23 protein-coding genes are annotated in these 21,953 nt (G+C 73.0%); 11 read left to right on the top strand and 12 right to left on the bottom strand.

Going from position 1 to position 21,953, the window contains the following annotated elements; translation table 11 throughout:
- Positions 1 to 83 precede the first annotated feature (83 nt).
- A complete protein-coding gene (locus ABZ806_RS25780; RefSeq protein ID WP_500219952.1) occupies positions 84 to 1,151 on the bottom strand; it encodes a S1C family serine protease in 1,068 nt (355 codons plus the stop codon).
- 63 nt (positions 1,152 to 1,214) lie between these two features.
- Here ABZ806_RS25780 and ABZ806_RS25775 point away from each other — a divergent pair, with 63 nt between their 5' ends.
- The gene (locus tag ABZ806_RS25775; protein ID WP_500219951.1) at positions 1,215 to 1,427 is read left to right on the top strand and encodes a hypothetical protein; all 213 of its coding nucleotides are present in this window, start codon (positions 1,215 to 1,217) and stop codon (positions 1,425 to 1,427) included.
- Positions 1,428 to 1,434: 7 nt separating this feature from the next.
- On the opposite strand, the gene ABZ806_RS25770 is transcribed toward ABZ806_RS25775, so the two are convergent.
- From ABZ806_RS25770 to ABZ806_RS25740, 7 genes are all read right to left on the bottom strand, one after another.
- Positions 1,435 to 2,106 (bottom strand): YoaK family protein, encoded by a 672-nt coding sequence (locus ABZ806_RS25770; RefSeq protein ID WP_500219950.1) that lies wholly within the window; start codon positions 2,104 to 2,106, stop codon positions 1,435 to 1,437.
- A 108-nt stretch (positions 2,107 to 2,214) separates the two neighbouring features.
- Complete coding sequence (locus ABZ806_RS25765; protein WP_500219949.1) at positions 2,215 to 3,348, bottom strand: enolase C-terminal domain-like protein; 1,134 nt, start codon at positions 3,346 to 3,348, stop codon at positions 2,215 to 2,217.
- Between the two features lie 93 nt (positions 3,349 to 3,441).
- Positions 3,442 to 3,813, bottom strand: coding sequence for a peptidoglycan-binding domain-containing protein (locus ABZ806_RS25760; RefSeq protein WP_500219948.1), 372 nt, complete (start codon positions 3,811 to 3,813; stop codon positions 3,442 to 3,444).
- 65 nt (positions 3,814 to 3,878) lie between these two features.
- Positions 3,879 to 4,049 (bottom strand): hypothetical protein, encoded by a 171-nt coding sequence (locus tag ABZ806_RS25755; RefSeq protein ID WP_500219947.1) that lies wholly within the window; start codon positions 4,047 to 4,049, stop codon positions 3,879 to 3,881.
- A 154-nt stretch (positions 4,050 to 4,203) separates the two neighbouring features.
- The gene (locus tag ABZ806_RS25750) at positions 4,204 to 4,551 is read right to left on the bottom strand and encodes a hypothetical protein (protein WP_500219946.1); all 348 of its coding nucleotides are present in this window, start codon (positions 4,549 to 4,551) and stop codon (positions 4,204 to 4,206) included.
- 10 nt (positions 4,552 to 4,561) lie between these two features.
- Complete coding sequence (locus ABZ806_RS25745; protein ID WP_500219945.1) at positions 4,562 to 5,482, bottom strand: hypothetical protein; 921 nt, start codon at positions 5,480 to 5,482, stop codon at positions 4,562 to 4,564.
- A gap of 112 nt (positions 5,483 to 5,594) precedes the next feature.
- Positions 5,595 to 5,807 carry a helix-turn-helix domain-containing protein gene (locus ABZ806_RS25740; protein WP_500219944.1) on the bottom strand — a complete coding sequence of 71 codons (213 nt, stop codon included), beginning with the start codon at positions 5,805 to 5,807 and terminating at the stop codon, positions 5,595 to 5,597.
- A gap of 237 nt (positions 5,808 to 6,044) precedes the next feature.
- On the opposite strand from ABZ806_RS25740, the gene ABZ806_RS25735 reads away from it, so the two are divergent.
- Together ABZ806_RS25735 and ABZ806_RS25730 are read left to right on the top strand one after the other, a co-directional pair.
- Positions 6,045 to 6,566, top strand: a complete 522-nt coding sequence (locus ABZ806_RS25735) for a helix-turn-helix domain-containing protein (protein WP_500219943.1) — start codon at positions 6,045 to 6,047, stop codon at positions 6,564 to 6,566.
- A 109-nt stretch (positions 6,567 to 6,675) separates the two neighbouring features.
- Positions 6,676 to 7,479 carry a hypothetical protein gene (locus tag ABZ806_RS25730; RefSeq protein WP_500219942.1) on the top strand — a complete coding sequence of 268 codons (804 nt, stop codon included), beginning with the start codon at positions 6,676 to 6,678 and terminating at the stop codon, positions 7,477 to 7,479.
- A gap of 186 nt (positions 7,480 to 7,665) precedes the next feature.
- On the opposite strand, the gene ABZ806_RS25725 is transcribed toward ABZ806_RS25730, so the two are convergent.
- Complete coding sequence (locus ABZ806_RS25725; protein ID WP_500219941.1) at positions 7,666 to 7,866, bottom strand: hypothetical protein; 201 nt, start codon at positions 7,864 to 7,866, stop codon at positions 7,666 to 7,668.
- 209 nt (positions 7,867 to 8,075) lie between these two features.
- On the opposite strand from ABZ806_RS25725, the gene ABZ806_RS25720 reads away from it, so the two are divergent.
- From ABZ806_RS25720 to ABZ806_RS25690, 7 genes are all read left to right on the top strand, one after another.
- Positions 8,076 to 9,527: an aminobutyraldehyde dehydrogenase gene (locus ABZ806_RS25720; protein WP_500219940.1), complete on the top strand. Its 1,452-nt coding sequence runs from the start codon at positions 8,076 to 8,078 to the stop codon at positions 9,525 to 9,527.
- A gap of 55 nt (positions 9,528 to 9,582) precedes the next feature.
- The gene (gene speB / locus ABZ806_RS25715) at positions 9,583 to 10,554 is read left to right on the top strand and encodes an agmatinase (RefSeq protein ID WP_500219939.1); all 972 of its coding nucleotides are present in this window, start codon (positions 9,583 to 9,585) and stop codon (positions 10,552 to 10,554) included.
- Positions 10,554 to 12,173 carry a N,N-dimethylformamidase beta subunit family domain-containing protein gene (locus ABZ806_RS25710; RefSeq protein WP_500219938.1) on the top strand — a complete coding sequence of 540 codons (1,620 nt, stop codon included), beginning with the start codon at positions 10,554 to 10,556 and terminating at the stop codon, positions 12,171 to 12,173. Before speB ends, ABZ806_RS25710 begins: the two co-directional genes overlap by 1 nt.
- A gap of 13 nt (positions 12,174 to 12,186) precedes the next feature.
- Complete coding sequence (locus ABZ806_RS25705) at positions 12,187 to 12,546, top strand: cupin domain-containing protein (protein WP_500219937.1); 360 nt, start codon at positions 12,187 to 12,189, stop codon at positions 12,544 to 12,546.
- 46 nt (positions 12,547 to 12,592) lie between these two features.
- Complete coding sequence (locus tag ABZ806_RS25700) at positions 12,593 to 14,179, top strand: PucR family transcriptional regulator (protein WP_500219936.1); 1,587 nt, start codon at positions 12,593 to 12,595, stop codon at positions 14,177 to 14,179.
- 125 nt (positions 14,180 to 14,304) lie between these two features.
- Positions 14,305 to 15,783: an APC family permease gene (locus ABZ806_RS25695; protein WP_500219935.1), complete on the top strand. Its 1,479-nt coding sequence runs from the start codon at positions 14,305 to 14,307 to the stop codon at positions 15,781 to 15,783.
- Positions 15,784 to 15,799: 16 nt separating this feature from the next.
- Positions 15,800 to 18,301, top strand: a complete 2,502-nt coding sequence (locus ABZ806_RS25690) for a CehA/McbA family metallohydrolase (RefSeq protein ID WP_500219934.1) — start codon at positions 15,800 to 15,802, stop codon at positions 18,299 to 18,301.
- Between the two features lie 33 nt (positions 18,302 to 18,334).
- Here the strand turns inward: ABZ806_RS25690 and ABZ806_RS25685 are convergent, their stop codons facing one another.
- Positions 18,335 to 19,090: an LOG family protein gene (locus ABZ806_RS25685; protein ID WP_500219933.1), complete on the bottom strand. Its 756-nt coding sequence runs from the start codon at positions 19,088 to 19,090 to the stop codon at positions 18,335 to 18,337.
- 41 nt (positions 19,091 to 19,131) lie between these two features.
- Entirely contained in the window at positions 19,132 to 20,208 is a 1,077-nt protein-coding gene (dapE, locus tag ABZ806_RS25680) for a succinyl-diaminopimelate desuccinylase (RefSeq protein WP_500219932.1), read from the bottom strand.
- Positions 20,209 to 20,237: 29 nt separating this feature from the next.
- On the opposite strand from dapE, the gene ABZ806_RS25675 reads away from it, so the two are divergent.
- Positions 20,238 to 20,912, top strand: coding sequence for a 4'-phosphopantetheinyl transferase family protein (locus ABZ806_RS25675; protein ID WP_500219968.1), 675 nt, complete (start codon positions 20,238 to 20,240; stop codon positions 20,910 to 20,912).
- A gap of 3 nt (positions 20,913 to 20,915) precedes the next feature.
- Here the strand turns inward: ABZ806_RS25675 and ABZ806_RS25670 are convergent, their stop codons facing one another.
- The gene (locus ABZ806_RS25670; protein ID WP_500219931.1) at positions 20,916 to 21,914 is read right to left on the bottom strand and encodes a DUF1963 domain-containing protein; all 999 of its coding nucleotides are present in this window, start codon (positions 21,912 to 21,914) and stop codon (positions 20,916 to 20,918) included.
- Between the last annotated feature and the right edge of the window lie 39 nt (positions 21,915 to 21,953).

Genomic DNA, 21,953 nt, shown 5'->3' with positions numbered 1-21,953 from the left:
TACAGTCGTACACTGTACCTCTGTACAGGCCCCCGTCAAGCGGTGCGGTCGAGCGGTGCGGTCTAGCGGTGCCGTCGAGCGGGTCAGCCGCCGCCGGGCAGCTCCCCGAGCTTCACCTGGACGGTCTTCTTCGAGCCGTCCTGCTTCTGCACCTCGACCTTGACCGTGTCGCCCGGCTTGAGGTTCGCGAGCACCGACGACAGCGCCGTCTGGTCGGGCGTCGCGGTGCCGTTCACCGACAGGATCAGGTCGCCCGCCGCGATGCCCGCCCCGGCCGCGCCGCCGCCCCGCTGGACCTCCACGACGGCGACCGCGGAGCGCTGCCCGCTCTGCGGGTCGACGATCGTGCGGACCGTCACGCCGAGCGCCGCCCGCCCCGAGTTCGACACCTTCCCGCTCTGCACGAGCTGCGGGACGATCATCTTGACGGTGTTGCTCGGCGTCGCGAACCCGATGCCGGCGGCCTGCCCGCCGACCGACGGGTCCGACGCGGCGGCCGTCGGGACGCCGATCACCTGCCCGCTCAGGGTGACGAGCGCGCCGCCGCTGTTGCCCGGGTTGATCGCCGCGCTCGTCTGGATGGCGTCGGCGATCGTGGACCCCTGGAAGGCACCCTCGCCCTTGGTCGACACCGTCCGGTGCAGCGCGGACACGATCCCGTTCGTCACGCTCCCGGCCAGCCCGAGCGGGTTGCCCATCGCGAGGACGATCTGCCCGACCCGCGCCTTGCCCGAGTCGCCCCACGACGCCGGCTTGAGGTTCCCGCCGTTCACCTTGACGACGGCGAGGTCGTCGGCCGCGAACGCGCCCACGAGGTCGGCGCCCAGCGTGGCGCCGCCGCCGGACGACGTCACCTCGATCTTGCGCGCCCCGGCGACCACGTGCGCGTTCGTGACGATGTGGCCCTGCCCGTCGTAGACGACGCCGGACCCCTCCCCCTGGTCGGTCTGGATCTTCACCACCGACGGCAGGACGGCGTCCACGACCTTCTCGTACTGCTGCTGCAGGTCCGTCGCCGACCCGGACACCGGCGCCGACGTCCGCGCCGACGTCGACGCGGCGTTCTCGGCGTCCCCTCCACTGCACCCCGCCAGCGCCAGCAGCCCCGCCGCCGCCACCGCGCAGGCCCTGACCATCGCGTTCCTGTCCACGCTCCACCTCCAGAGTGGACAGTTCCCCCCGTCCGCGGATCAGCCGCCGAAGAGGTCACGATTTTGCTTCACCGTGGCCGCCCGGCGGGGGCGGCGACCTGCGGGCACGCCGCCGTGTCCGACCAGGAGCGCGCGCGGGAACTGCTCGGCATCCCCGATGACCGGATCTGTGCCCTGCTGATCGCGCTCGGCCGGCCCGCCGACCGTCCGCTGCGGCCCATCCGGCGGCCCGACCGCAGGCCGTTCGGCGAGGTCGTCCACGCGGGCCGCTGGTAGGAGCCGGTCACCCCTCCCGTTCGGGCGGGCGGACGAAGGCCGCCGCCATGACGACCGCCACGATGCCGAGCGGGACGACGGCGGCGGTGCCGCCCCAGTGCCGGAACGCGTAGCCGCCCGCCAGCGCGCCCGCCAGGAAGAACACCACGACCAGGCCCTGGAGCACGTGGTCCGGCGGGTCCTGCCGCGGCGGCGGCCCGCCGCGCAGGCGGCCGGTGAGCCCGACGGTCAGCGAGGTGAGGGTGCCGGTGATGAAGACGGTCGTCACGCCGCGCACGCCGAGCCGGGTCACCGCGCCGCTCTGCAGCCCCATCGCGATCCCGGCCAGCACGATGTAGCCGTAGCGCGGCAGCCCGTGCGCGGGGTCGCCCCCGGCCTGCCACCAGACGAACCAGGCCGCCAGCGGCAGCGTCTCCGCCGCCAGGCAGGACGCGAGCGCGCGGCGGTGGCCGGCGAACACCTGGCTGGCGGCGGCGCCGAGGACGAAGCCGCCGAGCGCGCACACCGAGCGCAGGACCGCGCCGGTCTGCGCGGACGCGATGCCGATGCCGAGCAGCGCGGTGTTCCCCGTCATGTTCGCGGTGAACACGTGCCCGAGGCCCAGGTAGCTGATCACGTCGGTGGATGCGGAGGCCAGCGCGAGCACGGGCAGGATCGTCGCGCGCCCCGCGACGCTCACCCGCGCCTCGTCCCCGGTATCGCCGGCGCCTGCCGCGTCTCGGCCGCACGGGGCTTCGCCATGTACGTCGTCTCCGATCGTCGTTCGCCGGCCCGCGGGACCGGGCCGCTAGGCCGCCGGGCGGGCGCCGTGCACCCGGTACGGCTCCGCGTCGTCCCACTTGACCTCCAGGCCGAGGCCCGGCCGGTCGGCCGCGGGGCGGAGCGCGCCGTCCGCCGGGCTGAGGTTCCCGTCGAAGAGCAGGTGCTCCACGCGGACGTGGTCGTGGAAGTACTCCAGGTGGCGGAGCCGCCGCACGGCACAGAACGCGTGCGCGGACACGGCGGGCGCGCAGTGCGCCGACAGGTCGATCTGCCGCGCCGCCGACAGACCGGCGACCTGCAGCAGGCCGGTGACACCGCCGCAGCGGGTGACGTCGGCCTGGAGGCAGTCGACCGCCGGGCCCTCCAGCAGGTCGGCGAAGTCCTTCAGGACGAACCCGTACTCGCCGGCGGCGATCTCGGTCCGGCCCGGCCCCTGCTCGCGCACCTGCCGCAGCCCGGTGGTGTCGTCGGAGGGCACCGGCTCCTCGAACCAGCGGACGTCCCACTCGTCGCCGAGCCGCCGCGCCCAGTACAGCGCCTCCTTGCGGGTCAGGGCGCCGTTGGCGTCGGTGAACAGCTGCGTCGCGGCGCCGACCGCCTCGCGGACGGCGGTGAGCCGCCGCGGGTCCTGCTCCGGCCGCCGCGAGATCTTCAGCTTGACGCGCGGGATGCCCTGCTCCGCCCAGCCGCCGAGCTGGGCGGTGAGCCGGTCCAGCGGGTAGTTCGTGAAGCCGCCGCTGCCGTAGACCGGCACCCGGTCGTGGAAGGCGGGCAGCACCGCGGCCAGCGGAAGGCCGAGGAGCCTCGCCTTCAGGTCCCACAGCGCGATGTCGACGGCGGACACGGCCATCGCCCCGACGCCGGGACGCCCGGCGTTGCGGATCCCGGCGAACATCCGGGCCCAGGTCGCGGGCGGGTCGAGCGCTCCGGAGCCCCGCACGGCCGGCGCGAGCTTCGACTCGATGAACGCGGCGACGGAGGTGTCGCCGTAGGTGTAGCCGATCCCCGTCTCACCGCCGGCCCGCGCCTCGACGAGCACCATGGTGGTCGAGTCCCAGGTGAGGGTGCCGTCCTCCTCCAGGCCGTCCGGCCCGTCCGTCGGCACCTCGAAGGCGTGGACGGTGATGCTCTCGATCTCCGCGTCGGCGCCCGCTCGCATCGCCCCTCCCTTCCACGAGCGTCTCCTACCGCGGAGGGAGGGGCCGAAACGAACGGGCGGGCGAGGCCGGCCTCCGGGCCGGCCCGCGGCGGATCACTGCCAGCTCGCCGCCCAGGTCGAGGCGTCGATCTCGCCGTCGTCGGGGATGCCCGCGCGCTGCTGCAGCGACTTGGCGACCTTGCTCGACCGCGGCCCGTACCAGCCGTCGACGCGCAGCGTGTACCCCTTCTTGCACGCCTGCCGCTGCCACTGCTCGACGTCCATGCCGTGCATGATCGGCATTCCGGGGCCCGCGTACTTCAGCGTCCGGCGCGGGAACGCCGGCATGCCCCTGACCAGCTGGACGATGGTGCGGCGCGGCCGGCGGTGCTTGCCGCCGAACCCGCGCTGCAGCCAGGGCGCCCACTGGATCGGCGCGGCGTACTCCGGCGCCGCGGCGCCCGTCCCCATCACGTCTTGACTCATTGAATCCACCGTTCGTTTCTCTCTGTGCAGATGTTCGGCGCGGGCCGGGCCGGGCCGCGCCCCGGTCAGCGCGGTGCGAGGCAGGGCCCCGGCACCGCGGCCAGCCGGGACATCTCGACGCCGATCACGATCGCGCCGACCAGGGCCAGCGCGATGACGCACACGATGACCGCCAGCTCCGTCCACACCCGGGAGCGCCCCGGGACGGGCGCGATCTCGGGCTCGTGCAAGGTCATGTCTCTGTTCCGTCCATGTCTCAGGCCGGCGGCCACGCCCGGGTGGCCGGCGTGGCCGCCGGCGGCGGCGGATCTCCTCCCCCATCCGAGACCCGCCTCCGAAGGTCGTCCCCTTCCCCCCACGGCGGGGGACGACGTGGTCCTCAGCGGCGTCTCACCGCCCGTCCCAGCTGTGCAGCCGGACGAGGCGGCGGAGCTGCTCGGCGTGCGCGCCGGAGCCGTCGCGCGACAGCGACTCCCAGCGTTTGGCCAGGTCGTAGCAGGCTTCGGTCAGCGAGCGGTGTTCGCTGAGCGCGGCCGTCCCGAGCGCCTCGGCCCGGTGCCGCGCCGCCACCGCCTCGTCGCGCTGCGAGGCGATGAGCCGGACGGCCTTCTCCGCCCGGCCGAGCCGCGCCAGCGTCTCCGACGCCTTCCAGGCCAGCCGGCGGCGGCGCCGCACGGCGTAGGCCAGCAGCCCCAGCATGATCGCCGCGACCAGTGCGGCGGCCTGCTCCCCGCTCACCGCGTCCACCTCACGTTCCGGCGGCGCTCTTGGACCGTCCGCTCCGCCGCACCAGGGACACCACGCCCCCGGCGCGCGACTGCGCCCGCGCCGGCTCCCGCTGGGGGGCCTGGTGATCGGGGGGCTGCTGGCCGGGGGCCTGCTGGACGGAAGTCTGCTGGCCGGCCGCGTCCAGCGCGTCACCGTCCGGCGGCTCCGCGTCCTGCATGGGCGCGTCCTGCATGGCCGGGGTCTGCGGGTCGGTGTCGGGCAGGGCGGTGTCGGGCAGGGCGGTGTCCGGTTCGGGCGCGTCGCGCGGGTCCGGTTCGCCGGCGGGCGGCCAGGCGCGGACCGCGAGGACCTCGTCCAGCAGCGGCCACGCGCTGGGGACGCCGTCCTCGTCGAGAAGGGTCAGCTGCCCGCCCTCGACGGAGCTGAGCAGGCCGATCTCGCGGGTGCCGTCGGCGTTGTCGACGCGGACCTGGCGGCCCAGCAGCGAGGCGAAGGCGCGGGGCACGCCGACCGGGACGTCCGGCTCCGGCATGCGGGGCGGCGGGGCGCCGGTGCGCGCCCGCTCGTCGGCGTGCAGGGCGACGACGTGCGCGGCCGCGTAGAGGGCGCGCATCGACTCGGCCAGGTGCCCGAACTGGGCGGCGGAGGCGTCCGCCGGCAGCGCCATCCGGATGCTGCCGATCGCCAGGCCGAGCCCCTCCTCCTCGCCGGCGACCTCGCGGATCTCACCGGGCGACGGGATGGGCGCGGCACCGTGCGCGATCGTCAGCAGGAATTTGGCCTCGGCGGCCAGCCCCTGGTGCCGGTGCAGGACCTCCATCACCTGGAAGGCGGCCCTGCGGTGGTTCTCGAGTTCCTCGTGGGCCCGTTCGACGGCGACCTCGTGCTCGGCGACGGACGCGGCGAGGCCGTTGACGGTGCCCTGACTCAGCCAGTTCATCGGACGCCTCCGGGGAGGCCGGTCCCGGATGCGGCATAGGGAGAGGGTGGTGCGGTGTTCATGTGGCTTTCCTTCTGCGGGGCTTCTTACGGGTCTCGGCACCCGTGGGAGATCAGTTCGACCGGTCCCAGCGCTCGGCCGGCTCGACCGGGCACGCGCCCATGTCCTTGATCGCTTCAAGGTCCTCGTGGGCGAACCGGAACAGGCGCTTGCCGTAGCGGCGATGCGGTATCTCTCCCCGGCTCGCCGCCCGGACGAGCCAGTCACGGGTGAACGACGTGATCTCTGCGGCTTCCTGCGGTGTGTACAGAAGCCGTCGGTCCACGGGGATCTCGCTGCTTGGAGAGCTTGACATGACGGGAAGCGTAACGCATCTCAGTGCGTCGTGCAGCTTCAAGACGCGTTTTAACCATGTCATGTGTTGTTCGATGCCCTCCGTTGTGCAGGCATCCGATGGCAGGGCCCCAAAACGCGTTACGACTCGTCAAAGTCCGTTTTGCTCCGCTACACTTACGCACCGTGTCAGGCCGTCACCCCGCGACACGAGAAGGAGCCTGATCACGTGGACGACCTCGACGACATGGACGACATGGACGCCCTCGGCCACCCGCCGGAGGCGTGGCGGAGACTGGGACAGATCGTCCGGCAGCGCCGGATCGAACTGGGCTTCGGCTCCCAGGCCAGCCTCGCCGCGGAGGGCGGCCCGTCGCTGTCGGTGGTGAACAAGATCGAGACGGGACGCGGCCGGGACTACACCGACCGCGTCATCATCCCCCTGGAGGACCGCCTCGGCTGGCGCCGCGGCAGCTTCCGCACCATTCTCGACGGCGGCGACCCCGTATCCGCGGACGCCACCGCTCCCGCCACCGCCGCGCCGGCCACCGAGCACACCCAGGACGGGAACTATCCGGAGGAGGTGGTGGGCGACGCGTTCCTGCGCTTCATCTGGGACGCCCCCGAATCGCTCGCCGACGACGAGGACAAATGGGCGGCGGTGACCGGTGTCCTGTTGAAGCGCATGCGACCGGCGCCGAGATCTCTTGATGTGCAGCCGGACCGCCAGCAGAAGGCCGACAACATATAGCGTCGGTAACTGGGTAGCAGGCGAACCTGCAATCCAGTTTTTCTGTCTGAGCGGTCGTGCTGCCGGGGGCGCGGAACGGACGCGGATGACGTGATCGGGAGACGACGTCATGGATGTTCCTGATGAACAGCGCCTCAAAGAGACCATCGACCGTCTGACCCGCGAGAACGCCAAACTGCGCACACAACTGGCAGTGGCGCAGCAGTGGAACCCGCCCCTCGACCTGGAACGCGCGTTCCGGTCGGCACGGGGCTGGCAGTGCCTCGCGGTACCTCTCATGCCCGAAAAACCGACGCTCATTCTCATCAGCGGAAGCAAAGCCGGAAAGGACGACATCGAGGAGGAGGAGGACGAGGCGGGCGAGGTGTGGCGCCACCTGCAGACCGCCGCCGCTCCGGGCGGCCGCATCGGCCCGTTCGCGCGCGCCAGGATGCCCAGCCGCCTGCTGGGCTACCTGCGCGAACAGAGCGGCCGCACGGTCATCGTGCTGAATCGCGACCTGCGCCGCGGCCAGGTATCGCGGGCCGCGCGAATGCTCCGGGAGGGCTCCAAAAGGAGCCGTCCCGCCCGCCTGCTGGAACTGTCGGCCATTCCGCTCCTGAGCCTGTGCGCGCTGTTCCACGGCGACATGGCCAAGAGCGCGGTCGGAATCTCGGCCGCGGCCGCCGCCGGCCCGGCCGCGACTATCATACTTCCGGCGGCGGTGGCATCCGCAATAAGTCCGAACCTGGACGTCCATACGGTGACCCTGCGGTCGGCGCCGCCATCGCACAGCAGATCCGTCGATAGGCCGCCGATGTGGCCGCCCGATGCCGCCGCTCCGCCGGGCATCATCCCTTCGCCCGTCTATCCGAGTTCCCCGGTCTATCCGAGTGGCCCGGTCTATCCGGACACCAGGGATCCGTCGCGCTGACGGAAAAGCGACCGACCGACCGATCAACCGGGGTGTTCGCTTCTTTCACTCCGCGTGTTTCTCGCACGACGGGGTGTTGACGATAAATCCGACCGAGCCCTGCACGTCCATCCGCGCGTCCAGGAAGAGGCGGACACCCTCGGTTTCGACCACCTCGTCGGTCGCGGCCGGACCGGCCGCCCCGGCCTACTCGAAGTCGTCGGGACTGAGATCCTCCATCTGGCCGCCGCGCCCCTCGGGAGAGTCGGGCCTGAACTCCCCGGGGTGCACCTCCGGGTGCTCCTCCTCGGCCGTCGCCGCCGGCGGCATCGGCCAGGCCCCGTGGACCTGCTCCTCCGGCTCTCGCCGGGCCTCGCCGGCGCTGCCGCCCGGTGTCCGCTCCGTCATGATCTGTCCCCCCTCTCGACCGTTCACCGCCGCCCTACCCGGCCAGGCCGCCGCCACACGCCGCATCCCGGCCCGGACACTGTCGTAACTGCACAACGAGTCGCCGCCGGCGGGCCGGTCGGCACAACGCGCGCAGCGGCCGGCGGTTCCTAGCATGACCGCGGAACGCCGCAGCCGAGCGGCATCGCGACGCGGGACCAGGGGGCGCCATGAGCGGCAGGACGGAGCTGCGGAACTTCGTCGGCGGGGAGTTCGCCGCGGCGGCCGGCGGCGGCGCGATGGAGATCACCGACCCCGCCACCGGCGAGGTGTACGCGACGGCGCCCCGGTCGGACGCGCGGGACGTCGACCTGGCCTGCGCGGCGGCCGAGCGCGCGTTCGCCGGATGGCGGCGGACCACCCCCGGCGAGCGGATGGCCTACCTGCTCCGCATGGCGGACGCGATCGAGCGGCACGCGGACGAGCTGGTCGCGATCGAGTGCCGCGACACCGGCAAGCCGCCCGCGCTGACCCTGCGGGAGGAGATCGTCCCGATCGTGGACCAGATCCGCTTCTTCGCGGGGGCGGCGCGGATGCTGGAGGGGAAGGCGACGGCGGAGTACGTGCGGGGGCACGTCTCGTCCGTCCGCCGGGAGCCGATCGGGGTCGTCGGGGCGATCGCGCCGTGGAACTACCCGGCGATGATGGCGGTCTGGAAGTTCGGTCCCGCGCTGGCGGCGGGCAACACGATCGTGCTGAAGCCGTCCGACACGACTCCGGCGAGCGCCGTCTACCTGGCGGGGCTGTTCGCCGACATCCTGCCGGCCGGGGTGTTCAACGTCGTGTGCGGCGACCGGGAGACCGGCGCCGCGCTGGCCGCGCATCCCGTCCCGGCGATGGTGTCGATCACGGGCAGCACGGCGGCGGGACGGGCGGTCGCCCGGTCCGCGGCCGACACCCTCAAGCGCGCCCACCTGGAGCTGGGCGGCAACGCCCCGGTGGTCGTGTTCGGGGACGCCGCGATCGAGGCGGCCGCCGAGGGCATCGCGTTCGCCGGCCTCTTCAACGCCGGTCAGGACTGCACCGCCGCCACCCGGGTGATCGTGGCGGAGGAGGCGCACGACGCGTTCGTCGACGCGCTCGTCGCGCAGGTCCGGCGGGTGGGCCTGTCCCCGGACGAGTCCGGCGACGGCGCCCTCTACGTCCCGCCGCTCAACAACCCCGGGCAGCTCGCGCACGTCGGCGGGCTCGTCGCGCGGGCGCCGGCGCACGCGAAGGCGCTGGTCGGCGGCGCGCCGGCCGGCCGCCCCGGATACTTCTACCTCCCGACCGTCGTCGACGGCGTGACCGCCGACGACGAGATCAGCCGCACCGAGATCTTCGGCCCGGTCATCACCGTGCAGACGTTCGGCGGCGAGGCCGACGCGATCCGGCAGGCCAACGACTCGCCGTACGGGCTGGCGTCCAGCGTGTGGACGCGCGACCACGGCCGGGCGCTGCGCGTCTCCGCCGCCATCGACGCGGGTCACGTCGGCGTGAACTGCCACCTGCCGCCGGTACACGAGATGCCGCACGGCGGGGTGAAGCAGTCCGGCTACGGCAAGGACCTCTCCCTCTACTCCGTCGAGGAGTACACGCGCGTCAAGCACGTGCTGTCGGCGCTCGGCGAGGACGCCCAGTGACCCGCGTGACCCCGGCGACCCGCCCCACCCATCCAGCACTTGGAGGCTGCACCCCATGACGGACGCACCGAGGATCGGCCCGGTGGACGCGACGAAGATCCCCCGCTACGGCGAACCGGCCACCTTCGCTCGGCTGCCCCGGACCGACCAGGTCGACCACGTGGACGTGGCGATCGTGGGGGTGCCGTTCGACACCGGTGTCTCCTACCGGCCGGGGGCGCGCTTCGGGCCCGGCCACGTCCGCGCGTCCTCCAAGCTGCTCCGGCCCTACCATCCGCCGCTGGACGTCGAGCCGTTCGCCGCCCAGCAGGTCGCCGACGCCGGCGACATCGGGGTGAACCCGTTCGACATCGACGAGGCGATCCGCACCATCCAGCGGCGGTCGGACGAGCTGCGCGCGGACGGCGCCAAGCTCCTCACGATCGGCGGCGACCACACGATCGCGCTCCCGCTGCTGCGGTCGCTGCACCGCGACCACGGGCCGGTCGCGGTGCTGCACTTCGACGCGCACCTGGACACCTGGGACACCTACTTCGGCGCCCCCTACACGCACGGCACCCCGTTCCGGCGGGCCGGCGAGGAGGGCCTGCTGGACCCCGAGCACTGCCTGCACATCGGGATCCGCGGGCCGCTGTACTCCCGCGAGGACCTGGCCGACGACGGGACGCTCGGGTTCCAGATCGTCCGCGCCGACGACTACGAGAGCGGCGGGACGGCCGCGGCCGTCGAGCGGATGCGGGCCCGGCTCGGCGACCGGCCGGTGTACGTGTCGGTCGACATCGACGTCCTCGACCCGGCGCACGCGCCGGGCACCGGCACCCCGGAGGCGGGCGGGCTCACCAGCCGGGAGCTGCTCGGCACGCTGCGCGGCCTCGCCGGGCTGAACGTCGTCGGCGCCGACATCGTCGAGGTCGCGCCCGCCTACGACCACGCCGAGATCACCGGAATCGCCGCAGCTCACGTGGGGTACGAGCTGCTGAGCGTGCTCGCCCTGGACCGGTCCGGCGACGCATCGGAGGAGGACTGATGAGCACCCACACCACCAAGCCCGCGTTCGCGTGGTCGCCCAAGGGGTGGCCGTCGGAGACGGCCTACGCCGTCCCGGACGCCGAGGAGGTGTGGTGCTACACCGACCGCTTCTCCTACTTCCCGGGCGAGACGGTCGCGTTCCACCTGAGCGCGAGCGTCCCGTCCTTCACCATCGAGATCACCCGTGACGGACTCCGCCCGGAGACGGTCTGGACGCGCGGGGGCGTCACCGCCGGGCGCCACGAGGCCCCCGCCGACGCCTACGCCAACGGCTGCGGCTGGCCCGCCGGGCTCACGCTCGACGTCCCGGACGACTGGCGCCCCGGCTTCTACATCGTCACGGTCCGCGCCGTGCGGAGCGACGGCGAACTGTGGGAGCGCGAGCACTTCTTCGTGGTCAAGGCCGCCCCCGCGCGGCGTCCGAAGGCTGCGCTCGTCCTCACCACGGGCACGATGCTGGCCTACAACGACTGGGGCGGCGCCAACCACTACCGGGGCCTCGGCGACGACCCGCGCGACGATGCGGGCAGCGCGGTGTCCTCGACGCTGCGGCCGATCGCCCGCGGCATGATCCGCAAGCCGGCGGGCGCGCCCCGCGAGGCGAACCACATGACGCCGCCGATCGGCGGCGCGCCCCGGTACCCGTCCTACGAGTGGGCGCGGCTGAACGGGTACAGCCGGCACCACGCCGACGCGTTCTGGGCGACCTACGAGCGGCTCTTCGTCCAGTGGGCGGAGGAGCGGGGCTACGAGCTGGACTACCTCGTCCAGCACGACCTGCACGTCGACGAGGCGGTGCTCGACCCCTACCAGTGCGTGATCATGGTGGGGCACGACGAGTACTGGAGCTGGGAGATGCGCGACGCCGTCGACCGGTTCGTGGACGGCGGCGGCGGCCTCGCCCGGTTCGGCGGGAACTACCAGTGGCAGGTCCGGCTGAGCGACGACCTGACCACGCAGTACTGCTACCGGCTGCCCTCGCTCGACCCCGACACGGCGCGGTCGCCGCGCACGGCCACCACCATGTGGGAGGCCAAGTCGGTGGGACGGCCGGGCGCCGCCACGGTCGGGCTGAACGGCCTCGGCGGCGTCTACACCCGCTACGGGGCCGCCACCCCGCGCTCGTCCGGCGGGTTCACGGTCTACCGCCCGCACCACTGGGCCTTCGAGGGGACCGACCTGTACTACGGCGACCAGCTCGGCGCCGCGCCGACCTTCCTGGCCGCGTTCGAGGTGGACTCCGTCGAGTACACCTTCCGCCGGGGCCTGCCGTACCCGACGTTCGAGGACGGCGCGCCGGAGACGCTGGAGATCCTCGCGCTGACCCCGGCGGTCCGCGGCGAGGAGGACCGGTTCGGCGGCCTGCTGCCGATGGGCGGCCCCGAGGAGGAGGTCTACGCCTACAACCGGGAGCTGGGCGCGGACCTGCCCGACTACGTGAACGAGGGCGGAATGCACGGCGCCGGCATGATCGCGGCGTTCACCCGGGGGCGCGGAGAGGTCTTCAACGGCGGCTCCACCGAATGGCCCTACGCGCTGCACGTCGGCGATCCCTTTGTCGACCGCATCGTCCGGAACGTCCTCGACCGGTTCCTCTCCCGCGATTCCGAAAGCTGAGCCACCACCGCATATGGACATCACCGACATCGTCCGGCTCTCCCCGCGGACCGGGCGGCCGAACGTCCCTCCGCTGGACGGCTACGAGGTCCTCTCCCCCGAATGGAAGGAGACCGAGTACCTCGCCTACGGCGGCCCTGCCAGGGAGTACACCGGCGGATACTGGACCGGCGAGCCGGGAACGGTCCGCATCGACCCGTGGCCCTACGACGAGATCTGCGTCATCATCAGCGGCCGTGTCGCGGTCGCCGACCTGGACGGCGGCCGGGAAGAATTCGGCCCCGGCGAGGCGTTCTTCATTCCGCAGGGTTTCGCCGGCGACTGGATCACCGTCGAGCCCACGAACAAGATCTTCGTCGCTGTCACGCGCTGAATCCGGCATTGCCCGCCGGTAGCCGGCGGGTGCATACGGTTGTCACGTGGTTCCTCTCCGCCTTTTCATGACACGGCTGTCGCTGCGGCCGCTCGGCACCGCCGATCCGTCGGACCGGTGGGTGCGCTGGGTGCACGTCAGCGAGCTGGCCGACCCGTCGCCGTTCCTGCGCGGAGGGGAACTGCTGCTGCTCGCCGGGACGGGGTTCCGGCCCGCCGAGAGCCGCGAGTACGTGCGGCGGCTCACCGAGATCGGGGTCGTCGCGGTCGGGTTCGGGGTGACGCCGGTCTTCGACGCGGTGCCGCCCGAACTCGCCGCCGCGTGCGACGAGTTCGGCATGGTGCTGCTTGAGGTGCCGGCGCGGGTGCCGTTCGCCTCGATCGTCGAGCTGCACCACGCCGAACTCGTCCGCGCCGAGACCCGGGACCTGAAGCGGCTGTCGGACGGGCAGGCGGTGCTGATCCGCGCGGCGGCCGGCCCCGGCCCGCTGAAGGCCGTGGTGGAGCGGCTGGCCGAGCTGCTGGACGGCTGGGCCCTCGCCGTCGACCGCAACCGGGACCGGACGTGGCCGGCCGGGCCGGTGCGGCGCAGCCCCGAGCTGAGCCTGGCGCTGGACCGCGCCTGCGCGAGCCGGGCGCCGCTCAGCGCCGCGTTCGCCGCCGCCGACGAGCACATCGAGGTCCAGCGGCTGCTCGGCCCGGCCCCGGCCGGGTACGCGATCGCCGTGGCGCGGCGCCGCCCGTTCACCGTCGCCGACCGGGGCATCGTCGGCGTCGCCGCGTCGGCGCTGTCGCTGCTGTTCACCGCGCCCTCGGCGACCGGTTCGCCGGAGGCGCTCGGCGCCGCCGCCGTGGCCGGCCTGCTGCGGCTGCCCTCGCTCGCGCGCGGCCTCGCCGACCCGCTCGACCTGGCGGAGGACGTCCGCTGGCGGGTCGTGCGGGGGTCGCTCGGCGCCCCGCCCGGCTCACGGGAGACGATCATCCAGCGGCTGTCGGCGCTGCTCGGCACGCCGTTCGTCGAGCAGGACGACGATCGCTTCGTCGCCCTGGTGCCGGACGGCCGTGGTGCCGGAGCCGGGGCCAGAGACGGTGACGGAGCCGGGGCCGGTGACGGAGCCGGGGCCAGAGACGAGGCCGGGGCCGGGGCCGGGGCCGGGGCTAAAGACGGAAACGGGGCCGGGGCCGCCGAGTTGGCGCGCGTGTTGGACGACGCCGGTTACCGCGCGGGCATCAGCCGCCCGCATCCCGCCGCCGGCCTCGACCCCGCGTGGGGCGAGGCCGGTTCCGCTCTGGACGCGGCGCGCGTGCGGGGCGCGAGCGTGATCGCCGGAGCCGATCCGCGCGGTGTGCTGGCGCTGCTCGACTCCGCGCGGGCGTCCCGGTACGCCGACCGGCTGCTGGCGGCCCTGGACGCCGAGCCGTCCAAGGACGCCGCCGTGCTGCCCGGCACGCTGCGCAGCTGGCTCGCCCACCACGGCAACTGGGACCGGACGGCCGCCGACCTCGGCGTGCACCGCAACACCGTCCGGCACCGGATCCGGCAGATCACCCGGCTCCTCGACCGCGACCTCAACGACCCGGACGTGCGGATGGAGCTGTGGTTCGCGCTGCGATGGCGGAGCCAGGTCCACTGAACCGGCCGGGACGATCCGCACAATATGTCCGCCCGCCCGGGGTGGAACGTCCACTTCTACGGCCCGGGACCGGTACATACCTTTGGCGCAGCGAGCTCCCGTGGACTCCCGGAAGGCGAAAGACCATGTCAACCACCCCGACTCCAGGCTCCGGCGGCCGCCTGGCGACGAACGCCATGGGGACGAACGACCTCGTCTTCACGGTCCTGGCGGCGCTGGCGCCGCTGACCCTGATCGTCGCCGTGGCGCCGCTGCACTTCCTGAAGGGCGGCGCCGCGGTCCCGGGCGGCTACCTCGTGGCGGGCGGCGTGATGGCGCTGTTCGCCGTCGGCTTCATGACGATGAGCAAGTACGTCCGCAACGCCGGCGCGTTCTACGCCACGATCACCCGCGGCCTCGGCCGGCCGCTCGGCTCCGGGGCGGCCACGCTGGCCCTCCTCGCCTACAACGGCCTGCAGATCAGCACCTACGGGGCGCTCGGCCTCTACGGCGCGGACTCCTTCGAGAAGTACACCGGCGTGTCCGTCCCCTGGTGGGCGTTCGCGCTGGTGGCGATCGCGCTGGTGGCGCTGCTCGGCTTCCGCGGCATCCAGACCAGCGCCAAGATCCTCGCGGTGCTGCTGGTGCTGGAGGTCGCGGTGCTGGTGGTGCTGGCCGTGTTCGTGCTGGCCAAGGGCGGTGCGGGCGAGACGTCCTTCACCTCCTTCAACCCCGGCACGGTGCTCACGCCGTCCAACGCGGCCATGTTCGCGCTGGTGTTCGGCGCCTTCATGGGGTTCGAGTCCACCGCGATCTTCAGCGAGGAGGCGCGCGGCGGCATCCGCACGGTGCGGCGCGCGACCTACATCGCCGTCGCGTTCATCGGGATCTTCTACGCGTTCATCACCTGGACGATCGTGCAGGCGGTCGGCGCGGACGGCATCAAGGGCGCGGCCGAGCAGGACACCGCCGGCCTCGTCACCGGGATCTTCGACCGGTACACGCCGGGCGCCATCGGCTCGGTGATGGAGATCCTGCTGCTCACGAGCGCGTTCGCGGCGCTGCTGGCGCTGCACAACGCCGCGAACCGGTACCTGTTCGCGCTGGGCCGCGAGGGCCTCATGCCCGCCGCGTTCGGCCGCACCCACCCGCGCACCCGCTCGCCCTACCTGGCCGGCGGCGCGCAGACGGCGCTGGCCGCGGTCGTCGTGGTGTCCTGGGCCGTCTTCGGCCTCGACCCCTACCTGGAGCTGCTGCTGTGGGGCAGCTCGATCGGCTTCCTCGGGATCATCGCGCTGTGGGCGCTGTGCTGCCTCGCCGTGATCGTCTTCCTGCGGCGGAACGCCCCGGAGAGCGGCCTGTGGCGCTCGCTGATCGCCCCCGGGCTCAGCTTCGCCGCGCTCTGCCTCATCCTCGGCCTGACGATCGCGAACATCTCGCTGCTGACCGGCGCGGGCACGACCACCAACGCGGTGCTGCTCGGGCTGTGCGCGGTCGCGTTCGCGGCCGGCATCGGGTCGGCGCTGTCGCTGCGCTCGCGGAACCCGCGGCGGTACGCGGGCCTCGCGACGACCAACTTCGACGAGCAGGCGAACGAGAAGGCCGTCCCGGCGGGGCGGGTCTGAGGAAGCGGGGGCGGGCATGACGTGGGAGCGCGGCTACCGGGCACTGGACCTGGCGGCGTCATGGAACGCGCCGCTGACGCTGCTGGACGACGTGGACGCCTCGTTCACGGGGGACCGCCGGCTCTACGGGCTGCCGTTCCGCTTCGGCGGCGACCTCGCCGGGCCGTCCCTGCTCCGGGTGGACGGGGGCTCCCCGACCGCCATCCCGGTGGACGAGGAGTTCGAGTGGGTCCTGTTCGCCCACGCCCTGGAGCAGCCCGACCTGTTCGAGGGCGCCCCGGTCGGTGAGGCGGTCGCCCGCTACACGCTCCGGTACGCCGACGGGACCGCCGAGACGGTCCCCGTCCGGCAGCGGTTCGAGATCGGGCCGACGCCGCGCCTATGGGAGGGGCGCCCGATCCCGCTGGACTGGGGCCAGACCCCGTTCCTAGCGCTGCCGGACGCGCAGCACCGGCTGATGCACCGCACCTGCGGGCGCTACGACGCGGCCGGGGCCAGGTTCGTCGACATCGACGACCCGCAGGCGCGCTCCCCCTACGTCCTGCCGTACCGGTTCTACCTGTGGCCGTGGCGCAACCCGCACCCCGGGCGCCGGGTGGCCGCGATCGAGATCGCGTCCGCCGGCCCGAGCGTGCTGATCGGCGCGGTCACGCTCAGCCGGCTGGCCGAGGACCCCTTCGGCCGGACGGTGTCCCGCGAGCTGGTCTTCTCCCTCGCCGAAGGTTCGGTGGACGAGGACGTGGCCGTGGTCGTCGACCGCGGCACCGCCACCTACGCCTACCGCACGGTCGACGACGCCAGCCGGTCGACCCCGCCCGGCTGGGGCGGCGCGACGGACCCGCGCACCGGCTACGTCCGGGTCGCCGCCACGCCCTCGGCGACCGTCTCGCTGGAGGTCGGCGGCACCGTGGCGGCCGCCTTCACCTGGGGCGACATCCTCGGCCGGGGCGAACTCACCACGGCCGACGGCACCGGATGGCGGCTCCCCGAGGCCGGACGGGCCTGGATCAGGGGCACCGTCGTGGACGACGCGACCGGCGAGCCCCTCGCCTGCCGCCTGCACTTCCACACCCCCGACGGCGTCCCGCTCGCCCCCTACGGGCACCACGCGCACATCAACTCCGACGGCAACACCTGGAACCTCGACATCGGCGGCGACGTCCGGCTGGGGCAGCGGACCTACGCCTACGTCGACGGCGAGTTCGAGGGCTGGCTCCCCCACGGGCGGGTGATCGTCGAGGCCGCACACGGCTTCGACTACGTCCCGCTGCGCGAGGAGGTCGTGATCAGCCCCGGGCAGCGCACGCTCGAACTGCGGCTCAGGCCGTTCCACGACCCCGAGGCGGACGGGTACGCGGCCGGCGACACCCACGTCCACTTCGTCTCCACGCACGGCGCGGAACTGGAGGCGCGCGGCGAGGGCGTCCGGGTCACGAACCTGCTGATGAGCCAGTGGGGCCACCTCTACACCAACACCGAGGACTTCACCGGCCACCCGCACACGTCCGCGGACGGCAGGACGCACGTCTTCGCCGGCCAGGAGAACCGCACCGCGATGCTGGGCCACATCAACCTGCTCGGACTGCGCACGCAGGTCCGCCCCTGGACGACGGGCGGCGCGGAGGAGGCCGACCTCGGCGGCGGGCTGGAGACCACCCTCGCCCACTGGGCGGACGAGTGCCGCGCCCAGGGCGGGACGGTCGTCCTCGCGCACTTCCCGGTGCCGAACGGCGAGGCGGCGGCCCTGATCGCCACCGGCCGGCTCGACGGCGTCGAGATGATCGCCTACGACGACTACAACATCACCCAGTACTACCGCTACCTCAACGCCGGCTACCGCCTGACCCTCGTCGGCGGCACCGACAAGATGAGCAGCGAGGTGCCGATCGGCCTCGTCCGCACCTACGCCCGCGTCCCCGACCCGGCGGCCATGGACTACTGGGACTGGTGCGCGGCGGTCCGCTCCGGCGACACGGTCGTGACCAGCGGACCGCACCTGCGCCTGTCGGTGGACGGTTCCGCGCCCGGCGCCGTCCTCACCGGCACCCGCACCGTGCGCGGCACCGCCGAGTTCCATTCGATCTTCCCGGTCGACCGCCTGGAGATCGTGGTCAACGGCGTCGTCGCGGACTCGCGCCGCTGGGACGAACCGGTCGAGACGGGCACCCTCGAATTCGACCTGACCGTCGAGGAGTCGTCCTGGGTGGCCGCCCGCTGCTACGGGCCCGGCGACGGCATCGCCCGCCACCTGGACGTCTGGGAACGTCCGATCATGGCGCACACGTCCCCGGTCTACATCGCGCCCGGCGACGCCTACGAGCGCACCGACGAGGCCGTCCTGCGGGAGATGCTGCACCTCATCGACGGCGTCGAGCAGCACATCCGGACCCGGGCCCGGACGGACTGGCCCGGCCCCGCCGACCACCGCCACGGCGAACCCGACCACGCCCGCTTCCTGCTCGCGCCGCTGGCCGAGGCGAGGGAAACGCTCCGGCACCGCCTCCCCCGCGACGCCTGACCCCACCCGGCCCCACCCGGCCACCCCCGCGGGTCAGTCGCCGGCGGCCTCCTCGGTCTCGGCCTGGGCGCGGGCCTCGAGGATCTCCTGCTCGGCGCGGGTGTGGCCCTCGACGATGATCTGGACGACCTCCGCCGGGTCGTCGGTGAGGTGGATCAGGTCGATGTCCTGCGGGGAGATCTTGCCGCTGGGCAGCATCGACGTCTTGATCCAGTCGAGCAGGCCGCCCCAGAACTCCGTCCCGACGAGGACGATCGGGAAGCGGGTGATCTTCGTGGTCTGGACGAGGGTGATCGCCTCGAACAGCTCGTCCAGGGTGCCGAAGCCGCCCGGCAGCACCACGAACGCCTGCGAGTACTTCACGAACATCGTCTTGCGGACGAAGAAGTAGCGGAACTCCAGGCCGATGTCGATGTGGTCGTTGAGCTTCTGCTCGAACGGCAGCTCGATGCCGAGGCCGACCGACAGGCCGCCGCTCTCGTCGCAGCCCCGGTTGGCCGCCTCCATGATCCCCGGGCCGCCGCCGGTGATGACCGCGTAGCCGGCCTCGTGCAGGCGGGCGCCGATGTCGATGCCGAGCTTGTACTCCGGCGAGTCCGGCTTGGTGCGGGCGCTGCCGAACACGCTGACCGCCTTCGGCAGCTCGGCCAGCAGGCCGAAGCCCTCGACGAACTCCGCCTGGATCCGCAGCACCCGCCACGGGTCGGCGTGCACCCAGTCGGCCGGGCCGCGGCCGTCCAGCAGCCGCTGGTCGGTGGTGGTCTTGGGGACGGCGCGTCCGCGGAGCATGGCCGGTCCCTGGCGTCGCGACGGGGAATTCGCGTTCAAAGTCATGGAGCCACGGTAGTAGGACCGGCCAGCCACGTGCGCATACGTTCTTCGCACTCGCCGATGAGAGATGTCTCGACGTACTCGTCCCTGGTGTGGGCGAGGGTGGGTTCGCCGGGCCCGTAGTTGACGGCCGGGACGCCGAGTTCGGCGAAGCGGGCGACGTCCGTCCAGCCGAGTTTGGCGCGGACCTCGGCCCCGCTCGCGGCGACGAACGCGGCAGCCGCCGGGTGCGTCAGCCCCGGCCGGGCGGCGGACGCGGCGTCGGTGACCGCCACCTCGAAGCCGTCGAAGATTCCCCGGACGTACGCCTCCGCGTCGGCGGCGGACTTGTCGGGCGCGAACCGGTAGTTCACCGTGACGACGCACTCGTCGGGGATGACGTTCCCGGCGACGCCGCCCGAGATGAACACCGCGTTCAGGCCCTCGTGGTACTCCAGGCCGTCCACAACCGGCCGCGCCGGCTCGTAGGCGCGCAGCACGTCGAGGATGCGCCCGGCCGTGTGGATCGCGTTCGACCCCATCCAGGCGCGCGCGCTGTGCGCCCGCTCCCCCTTCGCCGTGACCTCGACCCGCAGCGTCCCCTGGCAGCCGCCCTCGATCTGCCCGCCGGTCGGCTCCATCAGCACGGCGAAGTCGCCCGCGATCAGCTCGGGGCGGGCCGCCGCGAGCTTCCGCAGCCCGTTGCGCTCGGCCTCGATCTCCTCGCACTCGTAGAAGACGTAGGTGATGTCGCGGTTCGGCTCGGGGACGGTCGCGGCGAGCTTCAGCGCGACCGCGACGCCGCTCTTCATGTCCGTGGTGCCGCACCCGTAGAGCCGGCCGCCCTCCCTGCGGGACGGCAGGTTGCCGTTCAGCGGGACGGTGTCGAGGTGCCCGGCCAGCACGACCCGCTCGGCCCGGCCCAGCTCGGTGCGGGCGACGACGTTGTTCCCGACCCGCTCCACCGCCAGGTGCGGGAGCGCCCGCAGCGCCTCCTCGACGGCGTCGGCGAGGGGCCTCTCCGCCCCGCTGACCGATTCGACGTCGACGATCGCCGCCGTCAGCCCAACCACGTCCGAGAACAGATCAAGCCCCATGCCCAAGTCCTATCATCACGGTTGTGGAGATGCTGGAGTGCGCCGTCCGCTGGGCGGTCCCCGTGGACGAGCCGCCTATGCGCGCCCTGCTGGACGACCGGGAACGCGACCGCTACGACCGCTTCATCCGCGCCGAGGACAAGGCCCGCTTCGTCACCGGCCGCTTCCTCGCCCGGACCGTCCTCGCCGACGCGGTCGGCCTGGCCCCGGAGAGCATCCGGTTCACCACCGACTGCCCGCACTGCGGCGGCACGCACGGCAAGCCGCGCCTGCCCGGCAGCGGCCTCGACTTCTCCCTGTCCCACTCCGGCGACCGCGTCGTCATGGTGCTCGCCGAGGGCGCCGAGGTCGGGGTGGACGTGGAGCGGGAGAGCGACCGCGACATCGACCGCCTCGCCGAGATGGTCCTCACCCCCGCCGAACGCGAGGCCCTCGCCGCCATGGCCGACCGGCGGCGCGGCTTCCACGCCTACTGGTCGCGCAAGGAGGCCCTGCTGAAGGCCACCGGGCACGGCCTCGCCGCCCCGATGACGGCCATCCACGTGTCGGCCCCCGACGACCCGGCCGAGGTCATCGCCTGGAACGACGACGCGGCCGTCTCCCCGGTCCGCCTCACCGACCTGACCCCGGGCCCCGGCTACGCCGCGTCCGCCGCCGTCCTCACCGACCGCCCCCTGAAGATCACCGAGACCCGCTTCGACTGACACTCACTGCATACTCGTCTGCGGCGGATGCTCGAACGAGACCGGGCAGATGAAGATCCACAGCGAGTACCCGCGCCCGATGGTGACCTCGGTCGGCCTCGACCGCGACGGATGCTCGTGGAACTCGCTCTCGGCGCCGGAATCCTCCACGGGACGCCAGCTTTCGTTCCCATCCCATTCACTGGAGTCGACGGCCATGAGCAGTTCCATGTCGGCGCCGCAGTCGCAGGCCATCGGGTACGGGTCCGTGAGGCTCCACGACGAGTAACCGCCCACCTTCCAGCCCGTGGCGATCGACAGCTCGTACTGGTACCGGTGCCCGGCGGCCTCGTCCCACTCGTCGAGCCGTTCCCGCAGATCGCGCGGCAGGAAGTCCGCGTACGGGTACTCGGTCACCTGCTCCGGGTGCAGGACGCAGGCGTTCGGGAGGTACTCGTACTCCATGACCTCGGGCTCCGGCTGCTCGGCCAGGACGTCGGTGACGTCGGCCGAGGTGCGCCAGCGCAGCATGATCTCGGGCGCGCAGTGCGGCTCGTGGTCGCGCGGGCACCACAGAAGCTGCAGGACGTCCGCTCCGGGCGGCCCGGCCAGGTCGGGAACGTCCTTCAGGTAGAGCTGGGCCACCGCGAGCATCGTGGCCGGCGTGCCGGGGTCGGCCGTCTTGTCGAGCTCTTCGAGGCGCCGGAGTTCGGCCCGTTGCTCGGGGAGGAAGTCGAATCGGCGGTCAGCGAGCCTGATCCGCCCCCAGGCGGCCGACAGAACGCGCCTGCGCTGCCGCTCGACGTCCAGACGCGTGAAGTCCCCGTACTCGTTGTCGTGCTCCGCTTCGCAGACGGGCCACGGCTCGTCTGCGGGCCAGAGCAGCGGGCCGCCGACGGAACTGTCGTGGACGCCCGGGGCTCCCGGTCGGGGATGCAGGCGGGTGGAGGTCCGGGCGAGCGGCGCGATCTCGGGGAACAGCGCCGCGATGTCCACGGGGCGCGGCGGTGTGGTGCGTGCCATGACGCCGAAAAGTAGCGCGCCCCACCGACAAGGGGCGCG

The sequence above is a fragment of the Spirillospora sp. NPDC047418 genome (assembly GCF_040643275.1).
Classification (GTDB): domain Bacteria; phylum Actinomycetota; class Actinomycetes; order Streptosporangiales; family Streptosporangiaceae; genus Spirillospora.
This window is presented reverse-complemented; position numbering and strand designations above follow the sequence as displayed.